Source organism: Prosthecobacter sp. SYSU 5D2, assembly GCF_039655865.1.
In the GTDB taxonomy this organism is placed as follows: domain Bacteria; phylum Verrucomicrobiota; class Verrucomicrobiia; order Verrucomicrobiales; family Verrucomicrobiaceae; genus Prosthecobacter.
Window position 1 is genome coordinate 435,475 of sequence record NZ_JBBYXL010000002.1, and the last position, 24,065, is coordinate 459,539.

Sequence of the window (24,065 nt, forward strand, 5' to 3'; positions counted from 1 at the left end):
CGTTCCATGCCTGCCATTCGTCATTCTGCATTCGTCATTCGTCATTTGTTTTTTGCTTTCGCCCTGCTGCATCTGGCCTCTTCCCCTTCATCCGCCCACCCTCTCCAGGCGGAGCCGATCAACCACGCGTACGTCTTTCCCTTCGACCAGTATAATCTGCCGGAGGATCCCGATGAGCACGTGGTGGAAGGTGGATATCTTTTGTTAGGCGAGCTGAACTGCACGGCCTGCCATGCGCCGCCCCAGTCCTGGGCGGAGAGGCTGGCGGCCAAACCGGGGCCGAACCTGGCCGGTGTGGGCTCACGGCTGGATGCGGACACGCTCTGGCTCATGATCCGCAGTCCTCAGCATCGCAAAAAGGGCACCCAGATGCCCGGCCTGTTTGCCGGGGAGGAAGGCGATGCAGAGAAGGTAGAAGCGTTGACGGAATATCTGGGCAGCTTGAAACAGGAGGTGAAGAAAATGCCCGCCGGAGACATCGCGCGCGGCAAGGAGCTTTATCATAAAGTCGGCTGTGTGGCCTGTCATGAGCCCGCCACCGACTACCGCCCGGCCAAGGCCGCCGCGGATGCGGAGATTGAGAAACCCGGCCTTGGCTCCGTGCCCATCGCTTTGGCCGATGCTTATGACGTGAATGCGCTGGCGCAGTTCCTCCAGGATCCGCTTTCCCACCGGCCTTCCGGTCGCATGCCGGACATGCGCCTGAGCGCCCAGGAGGCGGCGGACATAGCCGCGTATCTGCACATCGGCCGGGAGGCGGAATTGGCCACGGAACGGGCCGCGCTGAAGATCCCCGCCCAGGGCATCGAGAAGGGCCGGGAGGTCTTCGCCCAGATGAACTGCGCCGCCTGCCACACGCTGCCAGCCCCAGCGGATGCGCCGTCCGGAGTGGTCCCGGCGAAAGCTGCCAAGACCCTCGTTTCCCTGAATCCAGCCGTGGGCTGCCTGGCTGAAACGCAGCCCAGCGGCATCCCGCGCTACGACCTGAATGACCTGCAAAAACGGGCCATCCGCCTGGCGCTTGCCGCCATCCAGAAACAGGATGCGCCGAAGCAGACGCCGGAGCAAAAGGTGGACTGGCAGATGACGCGCCTCAATTGTTATTCCTGCCATGACCGCGATGGCAAGGGCGGGCCGGAAGATCCCCGCGCGCAGTATTTCACCTCCAACGATGGCAGTGCTGAATCCCTCGGCGAGTTGGCTCACCTCCCACCGAATCTGGACAACGTCGGCCGCAAACTCACGGCCAACTGGCTGCGCAAAGTGCTGTATGGCAAAGGCGGCAGCGTGCGCCCTTACATGGATACCCGCATGCCGAATTTTGGCCGCGCACAAACGGAGATGCTCGTCGGCCTGCTGCCGAAGGCGGATAAACGCGAGACACCGATGGAGATTGATGTCAGCGGTCTGGGCAAACATCACCGGGCGGAAATTGGCCGCCAGCTCATGGGCTCCACCGGCCTGGCCTGCATCGCCTGTCATGGCTTAAAAGATCGCAAGTCCCTCGGACCTCCAGTCATCCGCCTGGATCACACCGTGGCGCGCTTGCAGCCGGAGTATTTCAAAGAGCTGCTTCTCAATCCCCAGGCCACCCAGCAGGGCACCATGATGCCACCGATGTTCATGGGCCGGAAGAAGGCGGACCAGGAGATCGAATCCCTGTGGACCTACCTCAAGGAACTGGAAGGCCAGCCGCTACCGGAAGGGTTGCTGTCCACAGAGGACTTCGAGCTGAAACCGGAGAAGGAAAAGCGTCCCATCATCTTCCGCAGCTTCATTGAAGGGGCCGGTAGCCATGCCATCGCCGTCGGTTTTCCTGAAGGAGTTCACGCCACCTTTGACGCCGCCCAGGTGCGTTTCACCCAGGTCTGGCGTGGCCGCTTCCTGGATGCGATGAGCAACTGGCAGAGCCGCGAGATGCTGCCTATCAAACCCCTTGGCACCGACCTCAAGGAGCTGCCGCCGGCCACAGGCGAACGGGTGTTTTCCGGCTACCGTCTGGACAAGGCGGGCGTGCCCACCTTCCTGTATCAGCAGGACGGAAAGGCTGTGGAGGAAACCCTGCGTCCGGCGAAGGACGGCAAGAACTTTGAACGCGAAATGAAGATGAACGGTGAGATCACCAAGGAGGTCCTGTCATGGTAATGCCCACTGTCCGCCAGATGCTGAAGATTTCATTGGCTGCTGTGTTGGCTGTGTCCGCCGCCAGCGCGCAGGAGACGAATCCCTACTATCGCACCGTGACCTATGCGGTGCCGAAAGGCCTGAACTTGGAGGTCAGTGGCATGGCGGTATTGCCAGATGGCAAGCTGGCCGTTTCCATCCGTCGCGGGGAAGTATGGATCATTCAGAATCCACAAGCCGAACCCGCCACAGTGGCCGGTCTGGGGTATAAGCTCTTCGCCTCCGGCATGCATGAAGTTCTCGGTCTGGCCTACCACGAAGGCGACCTTTACGTTACCCAGCGGTCTGAAGTCACCCGCCTGCGGGATACCGATAAGGATGGCACGGCGGATGAATACCTCACCGTCGGCCAGGGCTGGGGCGTCTCCGGCGCTTACCATGAGTATGCCTATGGCCCTGTGTTTGACCGCGAAGGCAACATGCACAACACCCTCAATGCCTCCATGGGTAAAAAATGGCCTGGAGCAGGTGAGGAGGCCAAGCACACGCTTTGGCGCGGATGGTCAGTGATGACGCCTAAGGGCAGCAGCAAGGCCAGCGGATTCAGCGCCGGTTTCCGTAGCCCCAGCGGCCTTGGTTTGAATGCCGAAGGAGACATCTTCGCCACCGACCAGCAGGGCAACTGGATGCCCACCAACCCGCTCGTTCATGTGCGCGAAGGCGCCTACTTCAGCCATGCCGATTCCCTGGTGGACATGAAGCACCCGGATTCCCCCATCCCGGCCCCGGAGGGCAAGCAGCCCGATGGCATCACGGTGGCTGAGGCCATGAAGCAACTTCCCCATTATTCGCCGCCGGCGGTGTGGTTTCCGTATGTGAAATTTGGCCAGAGTCCCACGGGCCTGCGCTGCGACCTGACCGGCGGCAAATTTGGCCCTTTTGAGAAACAGCTTTTCGTCGGTGAATTCGTCCTTTCTGGAGTGAACCGCGTCTTTTTGGAAAAGGTGGGTGGCGAATATCAGGGAGCCTGTTTTCCCTTCGTCAGCGGATTGCAGAGCGCCGTCCTGGCGGTGAACTTCCTGAAAGACGGCTCCATGGTCGTCGGCCAGTCCAACCGCGGCTGGAACAGTTATGGTAACCGCCCGTTTGGCATCCAGCGGCTGGTTCCCACGGGAAAAATACCGCTGGATGTGCAGAAGCTGGAGGCGCTGAAGGACGGCTTCCGTTTCACCTTCACCCGCCCGGTCAAGCCGGCCAAATGGGGGCAGACGAAGGCCCAGAGCTACACCTACCTCTTTACCGCCAAGTACGGCAGCGCGGAAACTGACACCGCCCCGCTCAAGCTCAGCGGCTGGCAGCTGTCCAAAGACGGGCTCTCTCTAACCGTCAAATGCGCCAACCTGCGCCCCGGATACGTGCATGAATTTGAGCTGCCGATGGTGAACGGGAAGGACGGATCGCCCCTTTGGCATCGCCTTTCAGCCTACACTTTGAACCGTATTCCGGAGAAGTGAAGATCTTCCAAGAGGAGTGCGATATGGGAATGTAAGCAATTTGTCAGGGATAGGTTTCGGATTGCGTGCGATTTTATAAATACTATAATTTTTGCTCCTCCATGTTCATCCGTCTTCTCTCCTGGTCCATCATTGCCGGTCTTGCCCTCGCAGGCGGCCTGATGGCCCATCGTGATGGCAAGTGGGTGGCGTGGAATCTTTGGTTTCAGGAATGGGTCAGCGGGACGGACCAAGCCGCCGCCAGCGTGCGCTTCCAGGTGGACCTGGTTGACCGCCTCAATTATGCCCGGATCGGAGCCAAGCTTCCTGTGCTGCGGGTGGATACGGAGCTGGAAAGATGGCTGCAAAGTGAATTTCCCACCATGGTGCTAGGGGATGTGAACAGCATCACCCGGCGGGTGCAGGAGGCAGTGCCGCGTTACTTTCGGGTCTCGGTCTGCACGGCCAGCGGCCCCACTTTGGCTACGCTGCTGGACCAGTTTCATGACTTTTGCCAACAGACCGGTCCTGAAATGACGCATCTGGCCTGTGCGGTGCGGCAGTCGCCTGGGGGCCTGGGGCATCACGCCCTGTTTGTGGTGGGGCAGCGGCTGGAGGATTTCAGCCCGGAAATCATTTCCAAAACGAAAGAGGAGGCTTTTTTCAGCACCTGCCTGCATTGTCAGCACCCGCACATCGTCCGCATTTCCCGGCAGCAGCACAGCCTGGGGCTGGAATGCCCGCAGTGCCGGCGCACGTATGCGGTGGTGGCGGCGGATGCGGCGGGAAAATACCGGTATGTGAACGAATACCTCACCGGGTATGCGCCACCAGCGGCTTTTTCCAAAGACCATTCACGGGTGCATGAGCTGTTCACGATCTGGTCGGCGGTGCATGCCAACTGCGTTTATACCAAAGATCCCGGCGCGGCAAAGGAGGCAACGGATTCTTGGCAGACGAGCTTGGAGACGCAGAGGATGGGGCAGGGGGACTGTGAGGATTCGGCGATTTTTTTGTGTGACTGGCTGCTTTCGCGGGGGTTTCAGGCGCGGGTGGCGCTGGGGAGGTTTGGGGACATGGGGGGGCATGCCTGGGTGGTGGTGAAGCTGGATGACAAGGAGTATCTTTTGGAATCCACGGAGGGGCGGCCGGATCTGTCGAACCCGCCACTAGTGACCCGGGTGGGGAGCCGGTATGTGCCGGAAATCATGTTTGACCGGTATTCCCTGTATGTGCGACACACGCCGGGGCAGGCGTGGAAGGGGGATTACTGGTCCGCAAAGGTGTGGACGAAGGTGGAGCCGCGCACCCTGGAGGCGCGAATCCGGGCGTTCTCCTCCGCTGCTGACGGCAGCAGCGGGAGCCAAGGTGAAGCTTCGGATTCTTCTGTGCAGAGGGTGGCGCGGACCAGCCGTCCGAATCCGGCGGTGGCACCGTTCATGGAGCTGGAGGAGATCCCGAAAGATGCCTCCGTCTGGCAAATGCCTTTATCGCTTGGCCAAGGAAATTCTGATGGAGCGGGCGTGTCTGGCGGAGAATAAGGGACATTGGCTCCCAGGAATCGCTTTCGATGCGTATTTTGCCTTGAGCGTTTGCACGCTTGCAGCTAACTCGACAGAAGACATCGGCACTCGGGCGCGTATCTTCATTTGAGGCGGGCAGGAGTGCCCGCGCTCCTCCCGAAAACATGGGGATTCGGGCGCGCAGCCTCACTTCATTTCACTTCACTCCAATCGTAAACCCACTTATCTCACTAAAAAGCCATGGCAGTCGTCTCCAAAGGTCTCGAAGGAATCGTCGCAGCAGAAACCCGTCTCGGGGAAGTCAACGGTGCTGAAGGCATCCTCTATTACTGCGGATACGACATCAATGAACTGGCCGGCAAGGTCAGCTATGAGGAAGTGGTTTACCTGCTGTTTTACCAGAAGCTGCCGAACCGGTCGGAACTGGACAAGCTGACCACGGCGCTGCGGGCCGAGCGTGAGCTTCCGCAGGGGGTCATTGACTACCTGCTGGCGGCGCCGAAGAAGGCCAAGCCGATTGACATCATGCGTACGGCTGTCTCCATGCTGGGCAGCTATGAGATGAACCGTCACGATGTGAATGTGAGCGAGAATCTCGCCACGGCCATCCGCCTGGTTTCACAGATCGGCGTCATTGCCGCGTATTTCCACCGTGCCCGCACGGGCAAGTCCCTGCCGCCGGTCCGCAAGGATCTCAGCGAGGCCGCCCACTTCCTTTATCTGATGACCGGCGAGGTGCCGACCAAAGAGGCTGAAAAGACCCTGGATGTGGCCTATGTGCTGCACGCTGAGCACGGCTTCAATGCCTCCACCTTCACCGCCCGCGTGGTGGCCTCCACGCTGAGCGACATGTATTCCGCCATCAGCGCCGCCATTGGCGCGCTGAAGGGTCCGCTTCACGGCGGTGCCAATGAAGGCGTCATTCACATGCTGGAAGAGATCGGCAGCCCGGACAAGGTGGATGCCTGGGTGGCCGACGCCCTGGCCCAGAAGAAGAAGATCATGGGCATCGGTCACCGCGTTTACAAAGTGCTGGATCCCCGCGCTCCGCATCTGCGTGAGATGGCCATCCAGCTCACCGCCCAGCTTGGCGAGGCCAAGTGGATCCAGATGTCCGAGCGCATCGCCGAGATCATGCGCGAGCAGAAGGGCCTGAATGCAAATGTGGATTTCTACAGCGCCACGGTTTATTACAGCCTCGACATCCCGACGGACCTCTTCACCCCCATCTTCGCCATCGCCCGCATGAGCGGCTGGACCGCCCACGTGCTGGAGCAGTGGAGCGAGAACCGCCTCTTCCGCCCGCTCAGCGAGTACGTCGGCCGGCCGTATGGCCAGAAGGTGCTGCCGATTGAGGAGCGATAACAATGACCCCGCGAGGCGGGACCGAATGCCGAATGATCCTGCATGTGGGGCCGATGATCTCGCGTGCAGGGTGATGAATGCCGAAGCTAGATTGAATGGCTCCGAATGCTGGCGATGAGCCGGAGTGGCTTGAGGACGTAGAGGTGAGAGGGGACGGGCAGGAGTGCCTGCCGTACTTTCTCGGCTCACGCTTCCCGCCTTCAGGGTCCTGACATCCACATCGTAGAGCAGGCCCATCATCTTCTGGGAGAGCCAGACGTTTTCATCGGCATAAACCGCGTTCACGTCTCCCTTGCCGCTGGCGGCGACGAAAGTGAGGTATTCCGCAGCCGATGAACGGACGAGGGAAGCATCGGGTGGAACCTTGCTCTTTTTTACTGCTCATATGCGCTGAGGTCGAACATATCGCGCCCTTCGGCGCATGGGAGGGACATAGGCGAGACCTGAGTCAAGCTCAATGAGGAAGCTGGGCCGGCTCCGCCTTGGTCAACAGGGTGCCGATGTGGGGGGAAATAAAAATGCCAGGCGGGGGCCTGGCATTTTTTGGGGAAGAGGTTGGTTTTAACCGGGGTGGTTCATTAATGGTGCTGGAGGCGGTCGAGTTTGTGCTCGAGGGCGGCTTTGAGTTTTTCGGCGGCACCGTCGAGGGCGAAGGCGAGGGTTTCGGCTTTGTGGGTGACGGCGATGGGGGGGAGGCCTTGGAGGCGGGCTTCCATCATGCAGCGCTTGTCTTCAGGGCCGCTCTTTTGGCTGTTCTCGTCATTGAGGTGCACTTCGACGCGGGTGACGTGTTCGCTCACATGGCTGAGGGCGTCCGAGACGGTGGCCTCGGCCTGGGCGATGAAATCTTGATGGCCGGTGATGTGGTTGTCGGTATTGACTTGGATGATCATGGTATTTTTGGCGTGTTTATGCAGCCATCTATAATACGTCTGCCAAGAGCTTTTTGTGGGTGGGTTTTGTCCAATCCTGACTGTTCTCAAACCATCTCGGCCATGGTGCCGCGGGTGACGCCTAGCTGAGACTGTGCCTTCAGCTCGCGCCAGATGTCCTCGCCGCCGCGCCGGGAGGCGAGGAGGGACTGGTAGGTGTGGATGATGCGGAGGGACTCGTCCTGGGTCTGCTCCAGAAGCTCGACGCGGAAGTGGCGGAGGCCGGTCTGGACGAGGCCGTTGAAGTATTGGGCACCAGTCTGGGGGACGGCGTTGAAGAGGGTGTTGCGGCAGCCGACATCGGCCTTCAAGGGATGCTCCATGCCGACGCGGTCGCGCAGGCGGACTTTGTGCTTTTCACAGGGGCGGCCGCAGTTGGTGAAGTCGGTGCCTTCGGAGAGGAAGGCGGCGAAGGCGCAGTGCTCCATGTGAAACATGGGCATGTGCTGATGGAGGGTGATCTCGAACCAATGCGGCGGGGCGCTGTGGAGGAGGGCGAGGACCTGGTCGATGTTGAGATCGTAACTGATGGTTAGGCGCTCCAGGCCGGTCTGCTTGAGGAAACCGGCGGTGAGAGGATTGGCGACATTCAGGGAGAAATCTCCGGTGATGGGGAGGCCGAGGTCGCGGAAGTGGGCGATGGCGCCGAGGTTGCGGATGAGGACGCCGTGCGGCTCGGCACGGGTGATGAGCTTGAAGATGCCGGCCTCGCCGGATTTCTGGATGCGGGGGGTGGCGAGGTAGATGCGGGCGTCGCTGTGGGCGCGGACGTGTTTGACGGCATCGGCGTACTGGCGGACGTCTTCGAAGTCCACGTAGAGGTGGTGGATGCCGGCCTCCAGGGCGGCCTGGATCTGGGCGTGGTCGCGGCAGAGGATGTGGAGGGTGGGGGCGTCAGGGGCAGTTGATTCTTCTTGGGCCGGAAGAAGAGATTCGTAAGTGGCGGTGATGACAGGTCTGGGCTGGAGGGCCGGTTCTGTCGTCGCGGGTGGTTTCCACAGGCTGACGATGGAGCGGCGCATGCGGTTGAGCTCGCTGACGGGGAGGATCAAGTCGCCGTCAAGGTGGAGGTCCAGGGTGCCGAGTTCAAACGGGGTTCCGCCGAGGCGGCCTAACTGGTTTTGCAATGTCTCCAGGGTGAGCGGGCGTTGGAGGGCGGGGGCGAGGGGGATGGTGGAGGAGACGCTGGCGTCCTGGTCACGGATGCGGATGACGAGCGGCTCGCCTGCCTTGCCCGAGACGATGAGATGCAGCGGCTGCTTTTTGCGCAGGGGAATGTCCCCCTGGAAGGTCTGGCGGAGGCGCTGGTCCAGGGCCTGGTCGCCGGTTTTGAAGATGCGCATGCCGGGGACGATGAGGTCCGTGCGGAGGCGACCGTGCTGGAATTCGATCCAGTTGCCCTGCTGGCCGTAGATGCGGCCGCCCTGTTCGTTGTTAGTGTCCTGGAGGTTTTCGAAAACGACGCCGTCGCCGTTTTTGAGGTGGGTGGGATTTTCTTCCAGCTCCACGGCATCGCGGGCGACGGAGCGGACGACGCCGACGTAGTAGCCGCGTTTTTTGCCGTAGTACGCGCCGACGAGCTCCTGGTGGTTCACGCCATGCATCCAGCCGCTGTAGAGGCCTCGGGAAAAGGTCATCTCCAGCTCATAGCGGTCGTCCTCGGTGATGATGTCCGCGAGGTCCTTGTCGGCCAGGGCGGCATCTATGGCCTTGCGATACACGCGGGTGACGGCGGCGACGTATTCGGGTGTTTTGAGGCGGCCTTCGATTTTGAAACTGCGGATGCCGAGCTCGATGAGGCGCGGGATTTCCTGGACGGCGGCGAGGTCTTGCGGGCTGAGGAGGTAACGTTTGTCGCCGAGGTCCAGGTGCTCGCCGTCCACGATCATCTCATACGGCATGCGGCAGGCCTGGGCGCACTCGCCCCGGTTGGCGCTGCGGCGGCCGAGGGATTCGCTGGTGAGGCACTGGCCGCTGTAGGCGACGCAGAGGGCGCCGTGGACGAAAACCTCCAGGGGCACGTCCGGGTGGTCATTGGCCTGGAAGCGCTCCAGTTCGCGGAGGCTGAGCTCGCGGGCGAGGACGGCCTGGTCAATGCCGAGGGTGTTGGCCAGTTCCAGGCCCTCGGGTGAGGTGATGGTCATCTGGGTGCTGGCGTGGAGGCGCAGGCCAGGAGTGAGCGCCTTGACCATGCGGGCGAGGCCGAGGTCCTGGACGATGACGGCATCCACGCCGGCGGCTTCGAGCTCGCGGAGTTGGGTCTCGGCATCGGCCAGCTCGCTGGTGAAAATGAGGACGTTGAAGGCACAGTAGCCTTTGACTCCGTGGCTGTGGAGGAATTTCATCAGCTCCGGCAGGTCCTCAGCGGTGAAATTATCCGCGCGCATGCGGGCATTGAAGCGGGGCAGGCCGAAGAAGATGGCATCGGCACCGTTGGCAACGGCGGCACGGGCGCACTCCCAGTTCCCGGCGGGGGAGAGGAGTTCAGGCAGATGGAGGGGGCGGGGCATGGGGGGAATGACGAATGACGAATGCAGAATGACGAAGGATTTCGCGGAGCGGGGCCTGCGGAGGGGGGGAAATAGACAGGATGACAGAATTGGCAGGGTTTACAGGACGGGTCCTATTCGCTCGATGCTGCAAGACACCTTTAATTCAGAAGAGAGGTGTGCGAAAGCAGCTTTAAAGTGTTCATATGAACGCATTAATGAGACGCATTGTGAATTACTTTCGGAATTCTGAGATTGCACTTTGTAACCTTTCTCGTTACTAAGGTCATCTTAATTACTGGCAATTGTGGAATATCAATTGCTGTAAGCGAGAAACGTCATTGTAACTGTGATCACAACAGATGTTTGCCCAAACCGCCAGTCTTTTCTCGAATCCCTGGAATGCCGATGAATTCGCGGCAGGGAAGGAAGCGGGCAGGGAGGGTGAAAAGGGATGGGTTTCTAGAATTGTACAAACGTTTCAAGCGGGCGTCTGGCCGTGGTTTGGAACATCTGAAGATGCCATGGACGATCTGATGCCGCTGGGGAGGGGGACGCTGATTCAGCGTCCTGTGGGGGATGAAGCCGGTCTGGGCGGCGGGTCTGCGCCGGAGCCGGGCGGGGCGCGGGAGGTGCCTTTTTACCATCTGCCAGTGCTGCTGAATGAAGTGCTGGAGGTGCTGCAACCGGCCCCGGGAAAGCTGATTTTCGATGGCACCCTGGGCGGTGGCGGGCATACGGAGGCGCTGCTGCAACGTGGTGCCCGGGTGGTGGCCATGGACCAGGATGATGAGGCGCTGCGCCATGCGGGCGAGCGGCTGAAGGGCTATGCGGACCAGTTTTGCGCCCTGAAGGGGAATTTCCGCGACTTTCCCACGGTGCTGGGGGAGGCGGGAGTGACCGGTCTAGACGGTATGCTGATTGACATCGGCGTGAGCAGCCGGCACCTGGATGCGGCGGAGCGCGGGTTCTCCTTTAACAAGGACGGCCCGCTGGACATGCGCATGGACACGTCCGGACCCATCACGGCGGCGGACATTGTGAACACCTATGAGCAGGGCGCGCTGGAGCGGATCCTGTGGAAATACGGGGAGGAAAACCAGGCGCGGAAGATCGTGAAAGCGATCCTGGCAGAGCGGGCGAAGGGACCCATCAAAACGACGCTGCAACTGGCGGATCTGATTTCCAAGGTGTGCCCCAAATACAGCAAGAGGCATCCGGCCACGCTGACCTTCCAGGCGCTGCGGATCGAGACCAACCAGGAGCTGGCGGCGCTGGAGGACTTCCTGGCGGCTGCGCCCAAGTGGCTGAAGCCTGGTGGCCGCCTGGCGGTCATCAGTTTCCATTCGCTGGAAGACCGGGTGGTGAAGCATGCCTTTCACCGCCAGAGCCAGGTGTGGCTGGACCGGCCGGAGTGGCCGGAGCCGAAGCGCAATCCCGACTGCTTTTACCGCCTCATCTCGCGCAAGCCGATGGAGGCCACGGAGCTGGAACTGAGCCTAAACCCGCGCGCCCGCAGCGCCCGTCTGCGCGGTGTGGAACGCCTGCCCGCATGAAAAACAATCGCTATCGCAATTCCATCGGCCTGCCCGTTTTGACGGCGGTCCTGATCCTGTGCGGGGCCGGCCTGCTGGCGGCGCTCAGCGTGGTGGTGAACAAGAACCGCATCACGGCGCTGGCGGAGCAGCAGCGGCAGGTGGAGCAGGAAATGAAGCTGCTGAATTTTGAGATCGTTAGCCTGGAGCGGAAAGTGGACCTGCTGCTGGATGGTGCGCGTGTGCAGCCCATCCTGCAGGCCAAAGGAACCTGGCTGCAAAAGCTGAGCCCCGATGCCCGCGCCATCATCCATTTGAAACCCATTCCCACGGCGAAAACCGTGGCCCAGTCCACCGAGGCTGAACTGCCATGATGCCCACCCCCAACCAGTCCCAACTGCGCCGCGACCGTCCTCTCTGCCATCGCATGATGATGGTGACCTGCGGGCTCACCGTCTGCTTTTCCGTCGTCGTCTGGCGGCTGTACGATTTGCATTTGAAAAAAGGGCCGCAACTGGCCGAGGAAGCCTCGCGGAAGTTCCGTGAAGACCGCATCCTGCCTGCCCAGCGCGGGTCCATCAAGGATCATTCCGACCGTTACCTGGCCTATGATGAGGAGGTCTATGAACTGCGCACGGACCGGGTGCATTTGCACGATGTGCGCTCCATTTTGCCAAACCTGGCCCGCATTCAGGGGACCACCCAGAAGGAACTGAAGCGGACACTGGACGACAAGCAGATCCTGGCGGCTTATCATGCCCATGTGGCAGAAGCGCTCAGCGCCAAGCTGGGCGGCACGGCAGCGGAGATGCTGGAAAAGGTGACCTCGAAAAAGCAGGTCGAGGTGCTGACCCACAATATGAACGATGACCTGGCCAAAGAATGGCGGGAGCATCTGGAGAACCTCTTTGTCAAAGGTGTGTATGTGAAGCCGGCCGTGCGCCGCCACTATCCCACCGATGACCGTCTGGCGCTGATCATCGGAGGCACGGAGGAGGGCAAGGGCGGTGTCCAGGGCATCGAGCGGATTTATGAAGACACGCTGCGCGGAGTCTCCGGATCCGTCTGCGTGGAGCATGACAAGTATGGCCGGGAACTGCTGCTGTATCGCGGAGAGATCCAGGAGCCGGTGCATGGTAAGGATGTGCATCTGACCATTGACCTGCAAATGCAGGACGCGGTGGATGCCATTGTGGCGCAGGCCCAGGCGACCTATAAGCCCAACAAAATCATGGCGATTGTTACCGAAGTGGCCACCGGCTCCGTGTTGGCGATGAGCTTTCTTCCCGGCCATGACCGGAGCGAGCCCGGCAGCACCAACTGGAAAAACCTGACCATTTATGAGCCATATGAACCAGGTTCCACGTTCAAGGTGGTGGCCTTTACGGCAGCTCTGGACCAGCGGAAGACCAGCGCGGACGAGCGCTTTGACTGCCACTGGGGACTTTACACGGATCCTGGGCTGAATGTCTCCCTGAGGGACGTGACCAAGATGGGCACGGTGACAGCACGGGAGGCCTTTGCGAAGTCCAGCAACATCGCCACCTACAAGATCTTCAAGCGGGTGGGCCAGGACACCTATCTGGATTACGTGAAGCGTTTTGGCTTCGGCCAGAAAACCGGGATTGACCTGTCCGGGGAAAGCGCGGGGTACATCAATGACGGCCGCTGGTCCAACACCACGTATTCACGCTTTCCCATGGGCTACGAGGTGAATGTGACGCCGCTGCAGATGGCCATGGCCTACGGGGCGATCGCCAACGGCGGCATCCTGATGAAACCACGGATGGTGGACCGGATCGTGGCGGACGGCGGGCGGCAGGTCATCCAGGTGCCACCGGTGGCGGTGGCGCAGGTTTGCACCGGAAAGACGGCGGCGACGATGCGTGAGCTGCTGGCCGGCGTGGTGGAAACGGGCACGGGAACGCGTGCGCAGATTGAAGGCATCCCGGTGGCGGGGAAAACCGGCACGTCCCAGCGGTATGACCACGAGATGATCACCGGCAAGAATAAAGATGGAAGTCTGAAAAAGGGAGGCTATCGAAAAGACCAGTGGATCACTTCCTTTGCAGGCTTCGCCCCGGCGAATGACCCAAAAATTGTGTGTGTGGTCGTGCTGGACAATCCGAAGGCACCGGACCCCGCAGATATCGGCGGCGGAAAGGTCGCCGCTCCCATCTTTGCTGAAATCGTGGCCGAAACTCTCAAACAACTCTCCATCCGCCCTCAACGTCCTCTCGCCCTGAAAGGAGAATCTGAATGATCCTGCGTGATCTGATTCCCCATCTGGACAAACCGGCTGTCTCCGGCAGCCTGGACACCGTCATCAACGGCCTGACCTATGACTCCCGCACCGCCGGGCCGGGCATCGCTTTTGTGGCCCTGCGCGGCAAGACCTCCGACGGGCACGATTACATCCCCAAGGCCATCGAGTCTGGCGCGGCGGTGGTCATCTCTGAACAGGCCCCGCCGGATGACGTGAAGGTGCCCTGGGTGCACGTCAAATACAGCCGCATAGCCCTGGCTCAGGCCGCGGCTTTCCTGCATGGGGAGCCGGCGAAGAACCTGGCCATCGCCGCCGTCACCGGCACCAACGGCAAGACCACGACGGCCTTCCTGATGCATCATTTGCTGAATGCCGGGCAGAAGCGCTGCGGGCTGCTGAGCACCGTCATTTATGACCTGGGCGGTCAGCAGGTGCCCTCCACCCACACCACGCCAGAGTCCTTGGAAATCCAGGGCCTGCTGTCCCAGATGCGGGACAACGGCTGCCGGGCGGTCTCCATGGAGATCAGCTCCCACGCGCTGGATCAGCACCGGGTGCATGGCCTGCCCATCGCGGCCGGTGTCTTCACCAATCTGACCCAGGACCACCTGGACTACCATGGCAGCATGGAGGAGTACTATGCGGCCAAGGTGCGAATGTTTGAAATGATCGCGCGGCAGCCGAAAGGGGCCATGGTGATCAATGCGGATGACCTTTGGGGCCGCAAGCTCATCGCCCGCTATGAAGACACGGGCAAGGTCATCAAATTTGGTTATGGTGTGGGTTTTGACTATCGCGCGGTGAACGTGCGCTACGACCTCACCGGCACGACGTTTGAGCTGGAGGCCAAGGGCCGGACCTTCCTGGTGCGCACGCCGCTCATCGGTGACTTCAATGTCTATAACTCTCTCGGCGCACTGGCGGCGGTGCAGGCCATGGGACTGAATCTGCGGGAGACGGTGGCACTTTTGAAAAATGCCCCGCAGGTGCCCGGCAGGCTGGAGCGTGTGACGGAGGCCACGAGCAAGTTCCAAGTCTTTGTGGACTATGCCCACACGCCGGATGCGATCCAGAATGCGCTGAGCACCCTGCGCGCCCTGCGCCCGCGTCGCATCATCATTGTCTTTGGCTGCGGTGGCGGGCGTGACCGCTCCAAGCGCCCGCTGATGGCGGCCGCAGCGGAGGCTGGCAGCGATATTTGCGTGCTGACCAGCGACAATCCGCGCAACGACGATCCTCAGGTCATCATTGCCGATGCGGTGAAAGGTTTCACCCGTCCGAAGAACCACGTCATCATGGTGGACCGGCGGGAGGCGATCAAGATCGCTTTGGAAAATGCCCGTGGCGGAGACCTGGTGCTCATCGCTGGCAAGGGCCATGAGGACTATCAGGAGATCCAGGGCAAGAAGCATCCGTTTGATGACCGTCGTGTGGTGCGCCAGCTGATGATCCAGATCGCCGGCAACCGGGACGTGGAGCGTGCGGAAAAGCAGGCGGAACGGGAGATGCGCGACGCCGAGCGGAGGCGGCCCTACGACCGCTGAGATGAAAGCCATCGCCCTCCAGACCCTGGCTGATTTTGCCGAAGGCAGGCTGAGCGGCCCCCCATCTGCCGGTTCACGCCTGGTCACCCGCATCGTCACCGACTCCCGCAAGGTCGGGAAAGGGGATGTGTTTGTGGCCCTGGCCGGAGACAAATTTGATGCGCATGATTTCATCCCGCAGGTCATGGCCGCCGGGGCCGCTGCGGTATTGGTGAGCCGGACGGAGGCCGCCTGGAGCAGGGAGGCCTGCGCCGTCATCGAGGTAGTGGACACGCTGCTGGCGCTGCAATGCCTGGCGCGCTGCTACCGGGCCTGGCACCAGCCGCTGATCATTGGCCTAACCGGAAGTAATGGGAAAACATCCACCAAGGACCTGACCGCGCTGGTGATGGGCATCAAGGTGCAGACCCGCGCCACGCTGGGTAACTTGAACAACCACATCGGCCTGCCGCTGACGCTGCTGAGCCTGGAAGAAGGGGATGAATGTGGCGTGGTGGAAATGGGCATGAACCACCCGGGGGAGATCAAGACGCTGGTGGACATCGCCCTGCCGGATGCGGCCATCGTGACCAACGTGGGCATGGCGCACATCGAATATATGGGCAGCCAGGACGCCATTGGCTGGGAAAAGGCCACGCTGCCGTCCAATGTGCATGCCGAGGGCGTGGTGGTGCTGAATGCCAATGATCCCTACACGCCGCTCATCTCCCGCCACTGCCAGGCCACGGTCTTCACCGCCGGGACGGAAGCGGGAGATGTACGAGCGATTGACCTGCGGCCAGGGCCGGACGGCACCCATTTTAAACTCGATTTTGCTGGGGAGGTGGTGGAGACCTTTCTGCCGGTGATGGGCAGCCACATGGTGGGCAATGCCGCGCTGGCTGCCTGCATGGGATGGGCACACGGCATCCTGCCGGCGGACATCGCCGCCGCCCTGAGCAGTGCCCGGCTGACGGGCGGGCGCATGGAGACCAAGACCGTACAGGACATCCTGTTCATTGACGATTCCTACAATGCCAACCCGGACTCCATGAAAGCCGGTCTGGCCACACTGGCCTCCCTGAAGACGCCGGGAAAAAAGATCGCCGTGCTGGGGCGCATGGGGGAGCTGGGCATCCATGCGCGGACCGGGCATGAGGGCATCGGCCAGTTTGCCGCCGGGCTGAATCTCGCCGCCGTCTATACGGTGGGTGATGAAGCTGCCATCATCAGCGACGCCGCACGCGATGCGGGGCTCCGTGAAACCTTGAACTTTCCAGACCACGAAACCTGCGCAGCGCATTTGAAGAAATTGTTACAGCCAGGGGATGCGGTGCTCTTGAAAGGCAGCCGCTCAACGGGCATGGAAAAAGTTTTATCCCATTTTCAGAAGGCATGATTTACTGGCTCTACGAATTTCGCAACTGGCTCGAAGCTGCCGACTGGATCAGTGCAGATTCGGCGCTGTACAAGCTGCTGAACATCTTCCGCTACCATACCTTCAGGTCGGGAGGAGCCTTTGTGACGGCCTTTGTGCTTTCCTTGCTTTATGGAGAGCGCCTGATCCGCAAGCTCATCTCGTTGAAGATCGGCCAGCCCATCCGCACGGCGGAAGAAGTGGGCAGGCTCTATGAACTTCAGGGGAAAAAAGCGGGCACTCCTACCATGGGCGGCATCCTCATTTTGGGGGCCATCGTGGTCACGACGCTGATCTGGGCCAAATGGGACAACATCATGGTCTGGACCATCCTTTTTACCACGGTGGGTCTCGGCGCGCTGGGCTTTTGGGATGACTACCTGAAGATCAGCAAAAAGAACTCCAAAGGCGTCTCAGCACGCACCAAGCTGGTGTGGCAGACGTCTGTGGCCGTCCTGGCCGGTCTGCTGATGGCCTATGCGGTGCCACCGGATGAAGGCGTGACGCTTCGTGCCCTTTATGTGCCTTTTTTTAAAGAGGCCCTCATCACTGACATGGGCATCTTTTCGGTGCTGCTCTTCACCCTCATCATCGTTGGCAGTTCCAACGCAGTGAACCTGACGGACGGCCTGGACGGCCTGGCCACCGGCTGCTCGCTGACCACGGCTCTGGCCTATGCCGGGTTTGGGTATGTCTGCGGCAATGCCAAATATTCCGATTATCTCGGCGTGGCTCATCACACGATGGCCAATGAGCTGCCGATTGTGGCCATGGCCCTGGCGGGAGCCTGCGTGGGCTTTCTGTGGTTCAATGCCCATCCGGCGCGGATGTTCATGGGCGATACGGGTTCGCTGGCGCTGGGCGGCTGCATCGCCACGCTGGCCATCGGCTGCAAGCAGGAGATCGTCCTGGCGCTGGTGGGCGGCGTGTTTGTCATGGAGGCGATGAGCGTCATCATCCAGGTCTTCAGCTTTAAGACGAGGGGCAAGCGGGTGTTTCGCATGTCCCCCATTCATCATCATTTTGAACTGGGGGGCTGGCACGAGAATCAGGTCATTGTGAGATTTTGGGCGCTATCGCTTTTCTTTGCCCTACTTGGCCTAGCCACACTTAAACTTCGCTAAGTCCAAAATATTAATGATAGTTGATTAAATAATGGTAAACTGCTGACGTCTCATTAGAGCTACAAAAACCACCATTCTCTCCATGTCAAAATTTGCCGGTCAACACTTCGCCATCCTGGGAGCAGGACGCAGCGGCCTTGGGGCTGCCCGTCTGGCGCGCCTGCACGGGGCGGAGGTGACGGTGATGGATGAAGGCGGGCCGGAGAAAATCCAGGCAGCTCTGGACAAGCAGCATGCAGAAGGCTTCCGCACCCTTAGCGGCCAGGCCGTGCGGGAACTGGTGGTGAAGCCGGGGGACTTTGACTTGGTCATCCTCAGCCCAGGGCTGGATGCCGGATGGCCGCTGCCGAAAAAATTTACCGATGCCGGCGTGCCCCTGACAGGCGAGCTGGAATTTGCCTTTAACCTCACGGACATGGCGCTTGTGGGCATCACGGGGACCAATGGGAAAAGCACCTGCACGGAGCTCATCGCGCATCTTTTTAATGCCTGCGGAAAGAAGTCCGTGCCCTGCGGCAATCACGGCATGTCCTTGAGTGAAGTCGTGGCCAGTGGCGTATCTTATGATGTGTTGTCCCTGGAAATCAGCAGCTTCCAGCTGGAGACCATCCAGAACTACCGGGCCAAGGCCAGCCTGTGGCTGAACTTCGCCCCCGACCACCTGGATCGCTATCCCGGCATGGAAGAATATTATGCCGCCAAGGCGCGCATCTTTGAAAACGTCACGGCAGACGATGTGGCCATCGTGCGTGCGGGTGAGACGGTGGATACCGGGAATGCCCGGCGCATGACCTTTTCCGCCTATGGCGAAGAGGCAGACTGGACCTATGAAGGCGGGCGCATCCACGCCAAACCGGAAGGAGTGACTTTTGATGTAAAGTCCGGCCTGCGGGGCCGGCACAACATGGAAAACGTGATGGCGGCCATGATGGCCTGCCAGGTTCACGGGCTGACGCTGGCGGAAATGCGCCCGGCGCTGCAAAGTTACCAGGTCCCGGCGCATCGCTGTGAACTGGTGCGCGTGCTCAATGGTCGCGAATTCATCAACGACTCCAAGGCAACAAACCTGCATGCCCTGGAAGCCTGCATCGGCTCCATGGAACGGCCCATCGTGCTGATCGCCGGCGGCAAGGACAAAGGACTGGATTACAGCCCGCTGCGCAGCTCTCTCAACGGCCAGGTGCGGGCGATGGTGTGCATCGGTGAGATCGCCCATTCCCTGAAAACCATGTTTGAAGACCTGCTGCCCTGCCAAACGGCGGCAGACATGGCGGATGCGGTGCAGCAGGCCGCGCAGATCTCCCAGCCGGGGGACAGCATCATCCTCAGCCCCGGCACCTCCTCCTTTGATATGTACACCGGCTATGGACAGCGCGGCGAAGCCTTTCGCAGCGCCGTCCTGTCCCTCAACTGATCCGTCTTCCGCAACATCCCGAACATCATGAGCACCAAGAAGAAAGACAAACTCCTGCTCAACCTCCTGGAGGGTGAGCGCTACAAACACCGAGTAGCCATGGTCACTGACGAAGGTGCCTTTAACCAGCATGAGCCGAATTCCAACATGGCGCGCATGTTTGTGGTCATGCTGCTCATCCATGTCGTGGTCATCGGCGGCATCATTGTCTATGATTTCATGAACGGCGAGGAAGCACCGACGACGGCCCTGGCGGAAAATTATGACCAGCGTCCTGCCTCCACCATGCCTGCGGCCCCCGTGGGCCTGGGGCTGGATGACAGCCTGTCGCTGGAGGAATACTCCACCTATGAATGGAAATCCGGCGACTCAATCCCCCTGGTGGCCAGAAAGCTGGAAGTCTCCGAAGCGGCCCTGATCAAGATCAACAATCTTCAGGGCCGGCAGATCAATACCAACGACGTCATCCTTTATCCGAAGCGGCCGGTGAAGAAAGCCGTGGGCATCAGCGTGGCCGGAACGAATGGCGAACTGGCCAAATCGGCAACTCCTCAGGACACCATCGGTGCGGCGGAGGTGCCCATGAACCTGGCCGTGCCTGAGGAGGAGCCTGCCTTCAGCTTTACCGCCACCATTGAGGACCAGCTCACCCCGGTGCCGACCGTGGGCCCGGGCACGGTGGTCCAGGACAGCCCGCCTGTCGCCGCAGCCCCTGCTGAAGCCTCCGGCATGGCGGTGCTGGTGGAATTGCCCGAAGGCAACCACACCGCAAGGATGGAAGAAGCCCCTCCTGCGCCTGCACCACCTGCCCCGCAGCCGCTGGCCGTGAAAGAGGAGGAGAAACCGGTGATCAAAGCGATCCCCTACACTCCGCCCGCTGCTGCCAAGGAACTGCCGCCCGTGCAGAAAGCACCGGTGAAGAAAGTGGCTGAAGCGCCCCCGGCACCCATCAAAAAAGCGCCTGTAAAGCCTGCGGCCCCATCCATGGGCACGCATGTGGTGCAGTCTGGCGAGACGATGTACCGCATCGCCACCAAGCATGGCATCTCCGTGGCCGCCCTCCAGGCCGCCAACAAGAATGCCAAACCTGAATCACTGCAGATCGGCATGAAGCTGGCCATTCCCCGCAAATAAGGAGGTCCGGTTGAATCGCGAATGAGGTGAATCCCGGACCGCACCGCACCGTCCCGAAAATCCAGAACGCTCCCGCGCATGGCCAAACGCTCCGTCCTTATCCTGTTGCTTGCCGTGGCCCTGCTGACGGGCCTGGGCATCACCATGCTGGCCAGCACCAGCTATTACACCCGTGAAGGGGGCGGGGAGGATTACATGACCTTGTGGCGGCAGTGCACCTGGGTGGGCATTTCCATGGGGGCCTGTGTGGTGATGGCGCTGGTGGATTATAATGTCTGGTTCCGCTGGCGCTGGTGGCTGCTGGGGGCGGCGTCATTTGGGCTGCTGCTGTGTTATGAATGGTATGTGGCGCAGGCCCTGGGCTACAAGCCCATGATCGCCGCCCGCGTCAACGGTGCCGCACGCTGGATCGGCCAGGGAAGCGTGAGGATCCAGCCTTCGGAATTTGCCAAGCTGGTGCTCATTATTGCGCTGGCAGGCTGGTTTGCCAGTCATGAGAACCTGGAACGGACCTTCAAGCACGGACTTCTCATTCCGGGGCTGATCCTGGGCCTCATCGTCGCCCTCATCGGCGGAGAGGTGGATCTGGGCAATGCGTCCGTTTCAGCAGCGGTCGGCGCGGGCATCATGTTCGTGGCCGGCACACGCTTCCGTTTCCTGGCCATCATTGGTGGCACGGCGCTGGCCGCCCTGTGGGCTGGGATCAAGCTGGCTCCCAACCGCTTCGAGCGCGTGATGATCATCTTTGACCTGGAAAAGCACAAAGAAACCATGGGCCTGCAGCAGTGGATCTCCAAGCTGGCCTTTGGCTCCGGCGGGCTGGAAGGACGCGGCCTTGGGGAAGGGCGCATGAAACTGTCCTACCTGCCTGAGGCGCACACGGACTTCATTTTCCCCATGGTGGGAGAGGAACTGGGCTTCTGGGGAGTCACCGGCACCGTCGCGGTTTTCATCATGCTCACCTTCGCAGGCATGTGCATCGCCTCCTATGCGCCGAACCGGTTTGGCAAGCTGCTGGGATTTGGATTAACTTTTCTCCTGGCCCTCGAAGCGCTCTTGAACATGGGCGTAACCACTGCTTTGCTCCCCAACAAGGGACTGCCGCTCCCCTTCGTCTCGTACGGGGGGTCGAGCCTCCTGGCCGCCATGATGGCGGTAGGGGTCCTGGTCAATATCCACCGCCAGGGCGTTCATCTGACCTGGGATCAGCTCCCCGTGATCCGCAGAAAGCGCCGCTGGACACCCCAGCTTTGAAATTTCGTGAAATCCAAATCCAAAAAGTCCATCCATGTGCTCATCGCCTGTGGAGGCACAGGCGGGCACCTGTTTCCCGGCATTGCCGTCGGTGAAGTGCTCTCCGCACGCGGTCATCAGGTGACCCTGCTCATCAGCGAGAAGAAGATTGATTCCATCGCCGCGTCCGGGCACAAGGACCTGCATTTTGAGAAAATGCCCTTTCTGGCCATGCCGAAACCCTGGTCGCCCAAGATGATCAGTTTCCTGGCGGGCCTGTGGAAAGGCATGTCGAAGTGCCGAAAAATGATCCGCGAAAAAGACGTCAGCGTGGTGCTGGGCATGGGCGGCTTCACCTCCTTTGCGCCGTTGTTCGCGGGTAAAAAAGAAAAGCGCCGCACCTTCATTCACGAAAGCAATGCCATTCCCGGCAAAGCCAACAAACTGAACGCCCGGTATGCGGATACCGTGCTCTGCGGCCTGGACGCCTGCGAGGAGTTTTTTGCCCCGCATTCAGATGTGCGGGTGGTGGGCACGCCTGTCCGCAGTTCCATGCGCACGGCTTCCAAAGAGGATCCCTGGGAGTTTTTCAAGCTGGACAAGACCAAGAAGACTCTGCTCATCATGGGCGGCAGCCAGGGCGCACGCGGCGTGAACCGCGTCGTCGGCATGGCCCTGGAGCAGTTTGAGAGAATGGGCATCCAGGTCCTCCACATCGCCGGTCCCACCGACTACGAAGAGGTACGGGATGTGTACGCCAAAAATCCCACCCTCCCCCAGCATGTGGCCGCCTTCTGCCACCGCATGGACCTGGCCTACCGCGTGGCCGACCTGGCCATCGCCCGCAGCGGCGCCTCCTCCATGTCTGAGCTCGCCTACTTCGGCGTGCCCAGCCTGCTCGTCCCTTATCCCTTCGCTGCGGATGACCACCAGACCCGCAACGCCGAAGTCTTCTCCAAAGCCGGTGCCGCCCGCCTGCTGACCGAGAAAGAACTGAATGCCGACATCCTCGCCGATGTCGTGCGCGAGATCCTGCTCAACCCAAAAAAGACCGACGAAATGAAACGCGCCGTCAGCAAGCTGGCGGTGCGCAACTCGGCGGAAAAGATCGCGGATTTGATTGTGAAGGAGGGGTGAGGGGAGATAGCTTGTGCCCGGTCCATCACCGCCTTTGAAGTTCAAGCCTATAGTGCGCGATTGATCCCATAATTTGGGTGCCTTCTGTCGTGTCTGAGGACAAGAAGATAAATGGCTTCTTCATTTACCTCATACAGCAAGTGATACGGAAACTTGCGAAAATTGGCTCTGCGCAAGCCACATGAATCATAGTGCTGGCTTCGGGGATTTCTCTCCACAGTGGCCAAAACCCAATCCAACTCACTCCAGAAGGCAGAAAGAAGCCTCTCCGAAATTTCCCCGTAGTGCGCGGTGGCATCACGGATGTCTTCGGCAAGTTTTGGATGGCGGATGGTCTGCATCTGCTACTGACGTCCGCAGGCCTTCCAAAACTCGCCTTCAGAGAGTCCTCTAACCCGGCCTGACTTAAGATCGTCAAGGCGCTGCAAGGCCTCCTCATCGCTCACGTAGCGCGGACTTGGGTCAAGATCCTCAAGGAGCGCAGAGACCAGTTCGGCACGATCCCGCAGATCAAGCCTGGACGCCTCCTGAATTAACTCTGCGACGTGTGACATGCAGGGAATGTAGCGTAAATCAGGGGGCGTTCCAGTTCAGATTTTCAGCCGAGATAACCCGATCACATTCCATCCGAGAACGGGCGGCCAGGCGGTCTGCAGGGGCTGGAATGTCAGGGCTTACGCATGAAATGAGATCACCGTTTTAAGGAGTGCCTTAAGTTACAGGATTTACACGATTAACAGGATGAACAGGATTTTTTCAGATCCTGTCAATCATGTTCATCTTGTGAATCCTGTAGAAACGGGTGCCCCATTTTTCATGCGCAAGCCCTGCTGGAATGTCCTGAGGAGTGACTCCGTCGTTGCACCTCCTGCCTTCCTTGCTATCCAAAGGAGTATTCCCAGATGACACAATTCTTCGAAATCCTCGGCCAGTTTGACCACGAAAGCGATTGCCAGAAGCTGCTTTACGCTCCGCTCCCCCAGAAGCTCACGTTCCGGGAGACGACGGTGTACAAAGTGGACTTTGAGGGCGATGTGACGGCGCTGGAGGCCTTTGTCCGCCAGGTGCTGCTGGACCCCATCAGCCAGACACTGCGGAATGGGGAGACGGGGGCGTTTGACAAGGCGGCCTTCACCCTGGAATACGGCATGAAGGGCGGGGCGCTGGACCTGGAGAAGGAGATGATCCTGAACTACTACCGGGCGCTGGAAAATCCCGACTTCGAGATCACCAAATTGACCCTGCGCAAGCGCGTCTATGTCTTTGGTGACAAGGCGGATTCCAAACCTTTCGTCCGCGACATCTGCAACCCCGCCATCCACACCTGGGAAGTGCGGCAGGCTGCCTGAGGCATCG

17 protein-coding genes and 1 pseudogene are annotated in these 24,065 nt (G+C 60.4%); 15 read left to right on the plus strand and 3 right to left on the minus strand.

Annotated features, from left to right (window positions below):
* Positions 1 to 6: 6 nt before the first annotated feature.
* The 4 genes from WJU23_RS04365 (at position 7) to WJU23_RS04380 (ending at position 6,505) form a co-directional block, all read left to right on the plus strand.
* Positions 7 to 2,145, plus strand: a complete 2,139-nt coding sequence (locus tag WJU23_RS04365) for a c-type cytochrome (RefSeq protein WP_346331315.1) — start codon at positions 7 to 9, stop codon at positions 2,143 to 2,145.
* Positions 2,145 to 3,638: a hypothetical protein gene (locus WJU23_RS04370; RefSeq protein WP_346331316.1), complete on the plus strand. Its 1,494-nt coding sequence runs from the start codon at positions 2,145 to 2,147 to the stop codon at positions 3,636 to 3,638. Before WJU23_RS04365 ends, WJU23_RS04370 begins: the two co-directional genes overlap by 1 nt.
* Positions 3,639 to 3,739: 101 nt before the next feature.
* Positions 3,740 to 5,158, plus strand: a complete 1,419-nt coding sequence (locus WJU23_RS04375) for a transglutaminase domain-containing protein (RefSeq protein WP_346331317.1) — start codon at positions 3,740 to 3,742, stop codon at positions 5,156 to 5,158.
* A gap of 222 nt (positions 5,159 to 5,380) precedes the next feature.
* Entirely contained in the window at positions 5,381 to 6,505 is a 1,125-nt protein-coding gene (locus WJU23_RS04380) for a citrate synthase (RefSeq protein WP_346331318.1), read from the plus strand.
* A 213-nt stretch (positions 6,506 to 6,718) separates the two neighbouring features.
* Here the strand turns inward: WJU23_RS04380 and WJU23_RS04385 are convergent.
* The 3 genes and pseudogenes from WJU23_RS04385 to WJU23_RS04395 all read right to left on the minus strand — a co-directional run.
* A pseudogene (locus WJU23_RS04385) lies at positions 6,719 to 6,859 on the minus strand (cell filamentation protein Fic); the annotation flags it as partial.
* Between the two features lie 224 nt (positions 6,860 to 7,083).
* A complete protein-coding gene (locus WJU23_RS04390) occupies positions 7,084 to 7,398 on the minus strand; it encodes an HPF/RaiA family ribosome-associated protein (RefSeq protein ID WP_346331319.1) in 315 nt (104 codons plus the stop codon).
* 86 nt (positions 7,399 to 7,484) lie between these two features.
* Positions 7,485 to 9,947: a DUF3656 domain-containing protein gene (locus tag WJU23_RS04395; RefSeq protein WP_346331320.1), complete on the minus strand. Its 2,463-nt coding sequence runs from the start codon at positions 9,945 to 9,947 to the stop codon at positions 7,485 to 7,487.
* 503 nt (positions 9,948 to 10,450) lie between these two features.
* On the opposite strand from WJU23_RS04395, the gene rsmH reads away from it, so the two are divergent.
* From rsmH to WJU23_RS04450, 11 genes are all read left to right on the plus strand, one after another.
* The gene (rsmH, locus tag WJU23_RS04400) at positions 10,451 to 11,482 is read left to right on the plus strand and encodes a 16S rRNA (cytosine(1402)-N(4))-methyltransferase RsmH (protein ID WP_346331321.1); all 1,032 of its coding nucleotides are present in this window, start codon (positions 10,451 to 10,453) and stop codon (positions 11,480 to 11,482) included.
* On the plus strand, positions 11,479 to 11,835 hold the full coding sequence (locus tag WJU23_RS04405) for a hypothetical protein (protein WP_346331322.1): 357 nt from the start codon (positions 11,479 to 11,481) through the stop codon (positions 11,833 to 11,835). The genes rsmH and WJU23_RS04405 overlap by 4 nt, the downstream gene beginning before the upstream one ends.
* Entirely contained in the window at positions 11,832 to 13,724 is a 1,893-nt protein-coding gene (locus WJU23_RS04410; RefSeq protein WP_346331323.1) for a penicillin-binding protein 2, read from the plus strand. Before WJU23_RS04405 ends, WJU23_RS04410 begins: the two co-directional genes overlap by 4 nt.
* Entirely contained in the window at positions 13,721 to 15,271 is a 1,551-nt protein-coding gene (locus WJU23_RS04415; RefSeq protein WP_346331324.1) for a UDP-N-acetylmuramoyl-L-alanyl-D-glutamate--2,6-diaminopimelate ligase, read from the plus strand. The genes WJU23_RS04410 and WJU23_RS04415 overlap by 4 nt, the downstream gene beginning before the upstream one ends.
* 1 nt (position 15,272) lies before the next feature.
* Positions 15,273 to 16,649, plus strand: a complete 1,377-nt coding sequence (murF, locus tag WJU23_RS04420) for a UDP-N-acetylmuramoyl-tripeptide--D-alanyl-D-alanine ligase (RefSeq protein WP_346331325.1) — start codon at positions 15,273 to 15,275, stop codon at positions 16,647 to 16,649.
* Complete coding sequence (mraY, locus tag WJU23_RS04425; RefSeq protein WP_346331326.1) at positions 16,646 to 17,791, plus strand: phospho-N-acetylmuramoyl-pentapeptide-transferase; 1,146 nt, start codon at positions 16,646 to 16,648, stop codon at positions 17,789 to 17,791. Before murF ends, mraY begins: the two co-directional genes overlap by 4 nt.
* An 82-nt stretch (positions 17,792 to 17,873) precedes the next feature.
* Complete coding sequence (gene murD, locus WJU23_RS04430) at positions 17,874 to 19,205, plus strand: UDP-N-acetylmuramoyl-L-alanine--D-glutamate ligase (protein WP_346331327.1); 1,332 nt, start codon at positions 17,874 to 17,876, stop codon at positions 19,203 to 19,205.
* Positions 19,206 to 19,232: 27 nt separating this feature from the next.
* Positions 19,233 to 20,339 carry a LysM domain-containing protein gene (locus WJU23_RS04435; RefSeq protein ID WP_346331328.1) on the plus strand — a complete coding sequence of 369 codons (1,107 nt, stop codon included), beginning with the start codon at positions 19,233 to 19,235 and terminating at the stop codon, positions 20,337 to 20,339.
* A gap of 78 nt (positions 20,340 to 20,417) precedes the next feature.
* Positions 20,418 to 21,593, plus strand: coding sequence for an FtsW/RodA/SpoVE family cell cycle protein (locus tag WJU23_RS04440; protein ID WP_346331329.1), 1,176 nt, complete (start codon positions 20,418 to 20,420; stop codon positions 21,591 to 21,593).
* 6 nt (positions 21,594 to 21,599) lie between these two features.
* Positions 21,600 to 22,709 carry an undecaprenyldiphospho-muramoylpentapeptide beta-N-acetylglucosaminyltransferase gene (murG, locus tag WJU23_RS04445; protein WP_346331330.1) on the plus strand — a complete coding sequence of 370 codons (1,110 nt, stop codon included), beginning with the start codon at positions 21,600 to 21,602 and terminating at the stop codon, positions 22,707 to 22,709.
* Between the two features lie 902 nt (positions 22,710 to 23,611).
* On the plus strand, positions 23,612 to 24,058 hold the full coding sequence (locus WJU23_RS04450) for a hypothetical protein (RefSeq protein WP_346331331.1): 447 nt from the start codon (positions 23,612 to 23,614) through the stop codon (positions 24,056 to 24,058).
* Positions 24,059 to 24,065 lie beyond the last annotated feature (7 nt).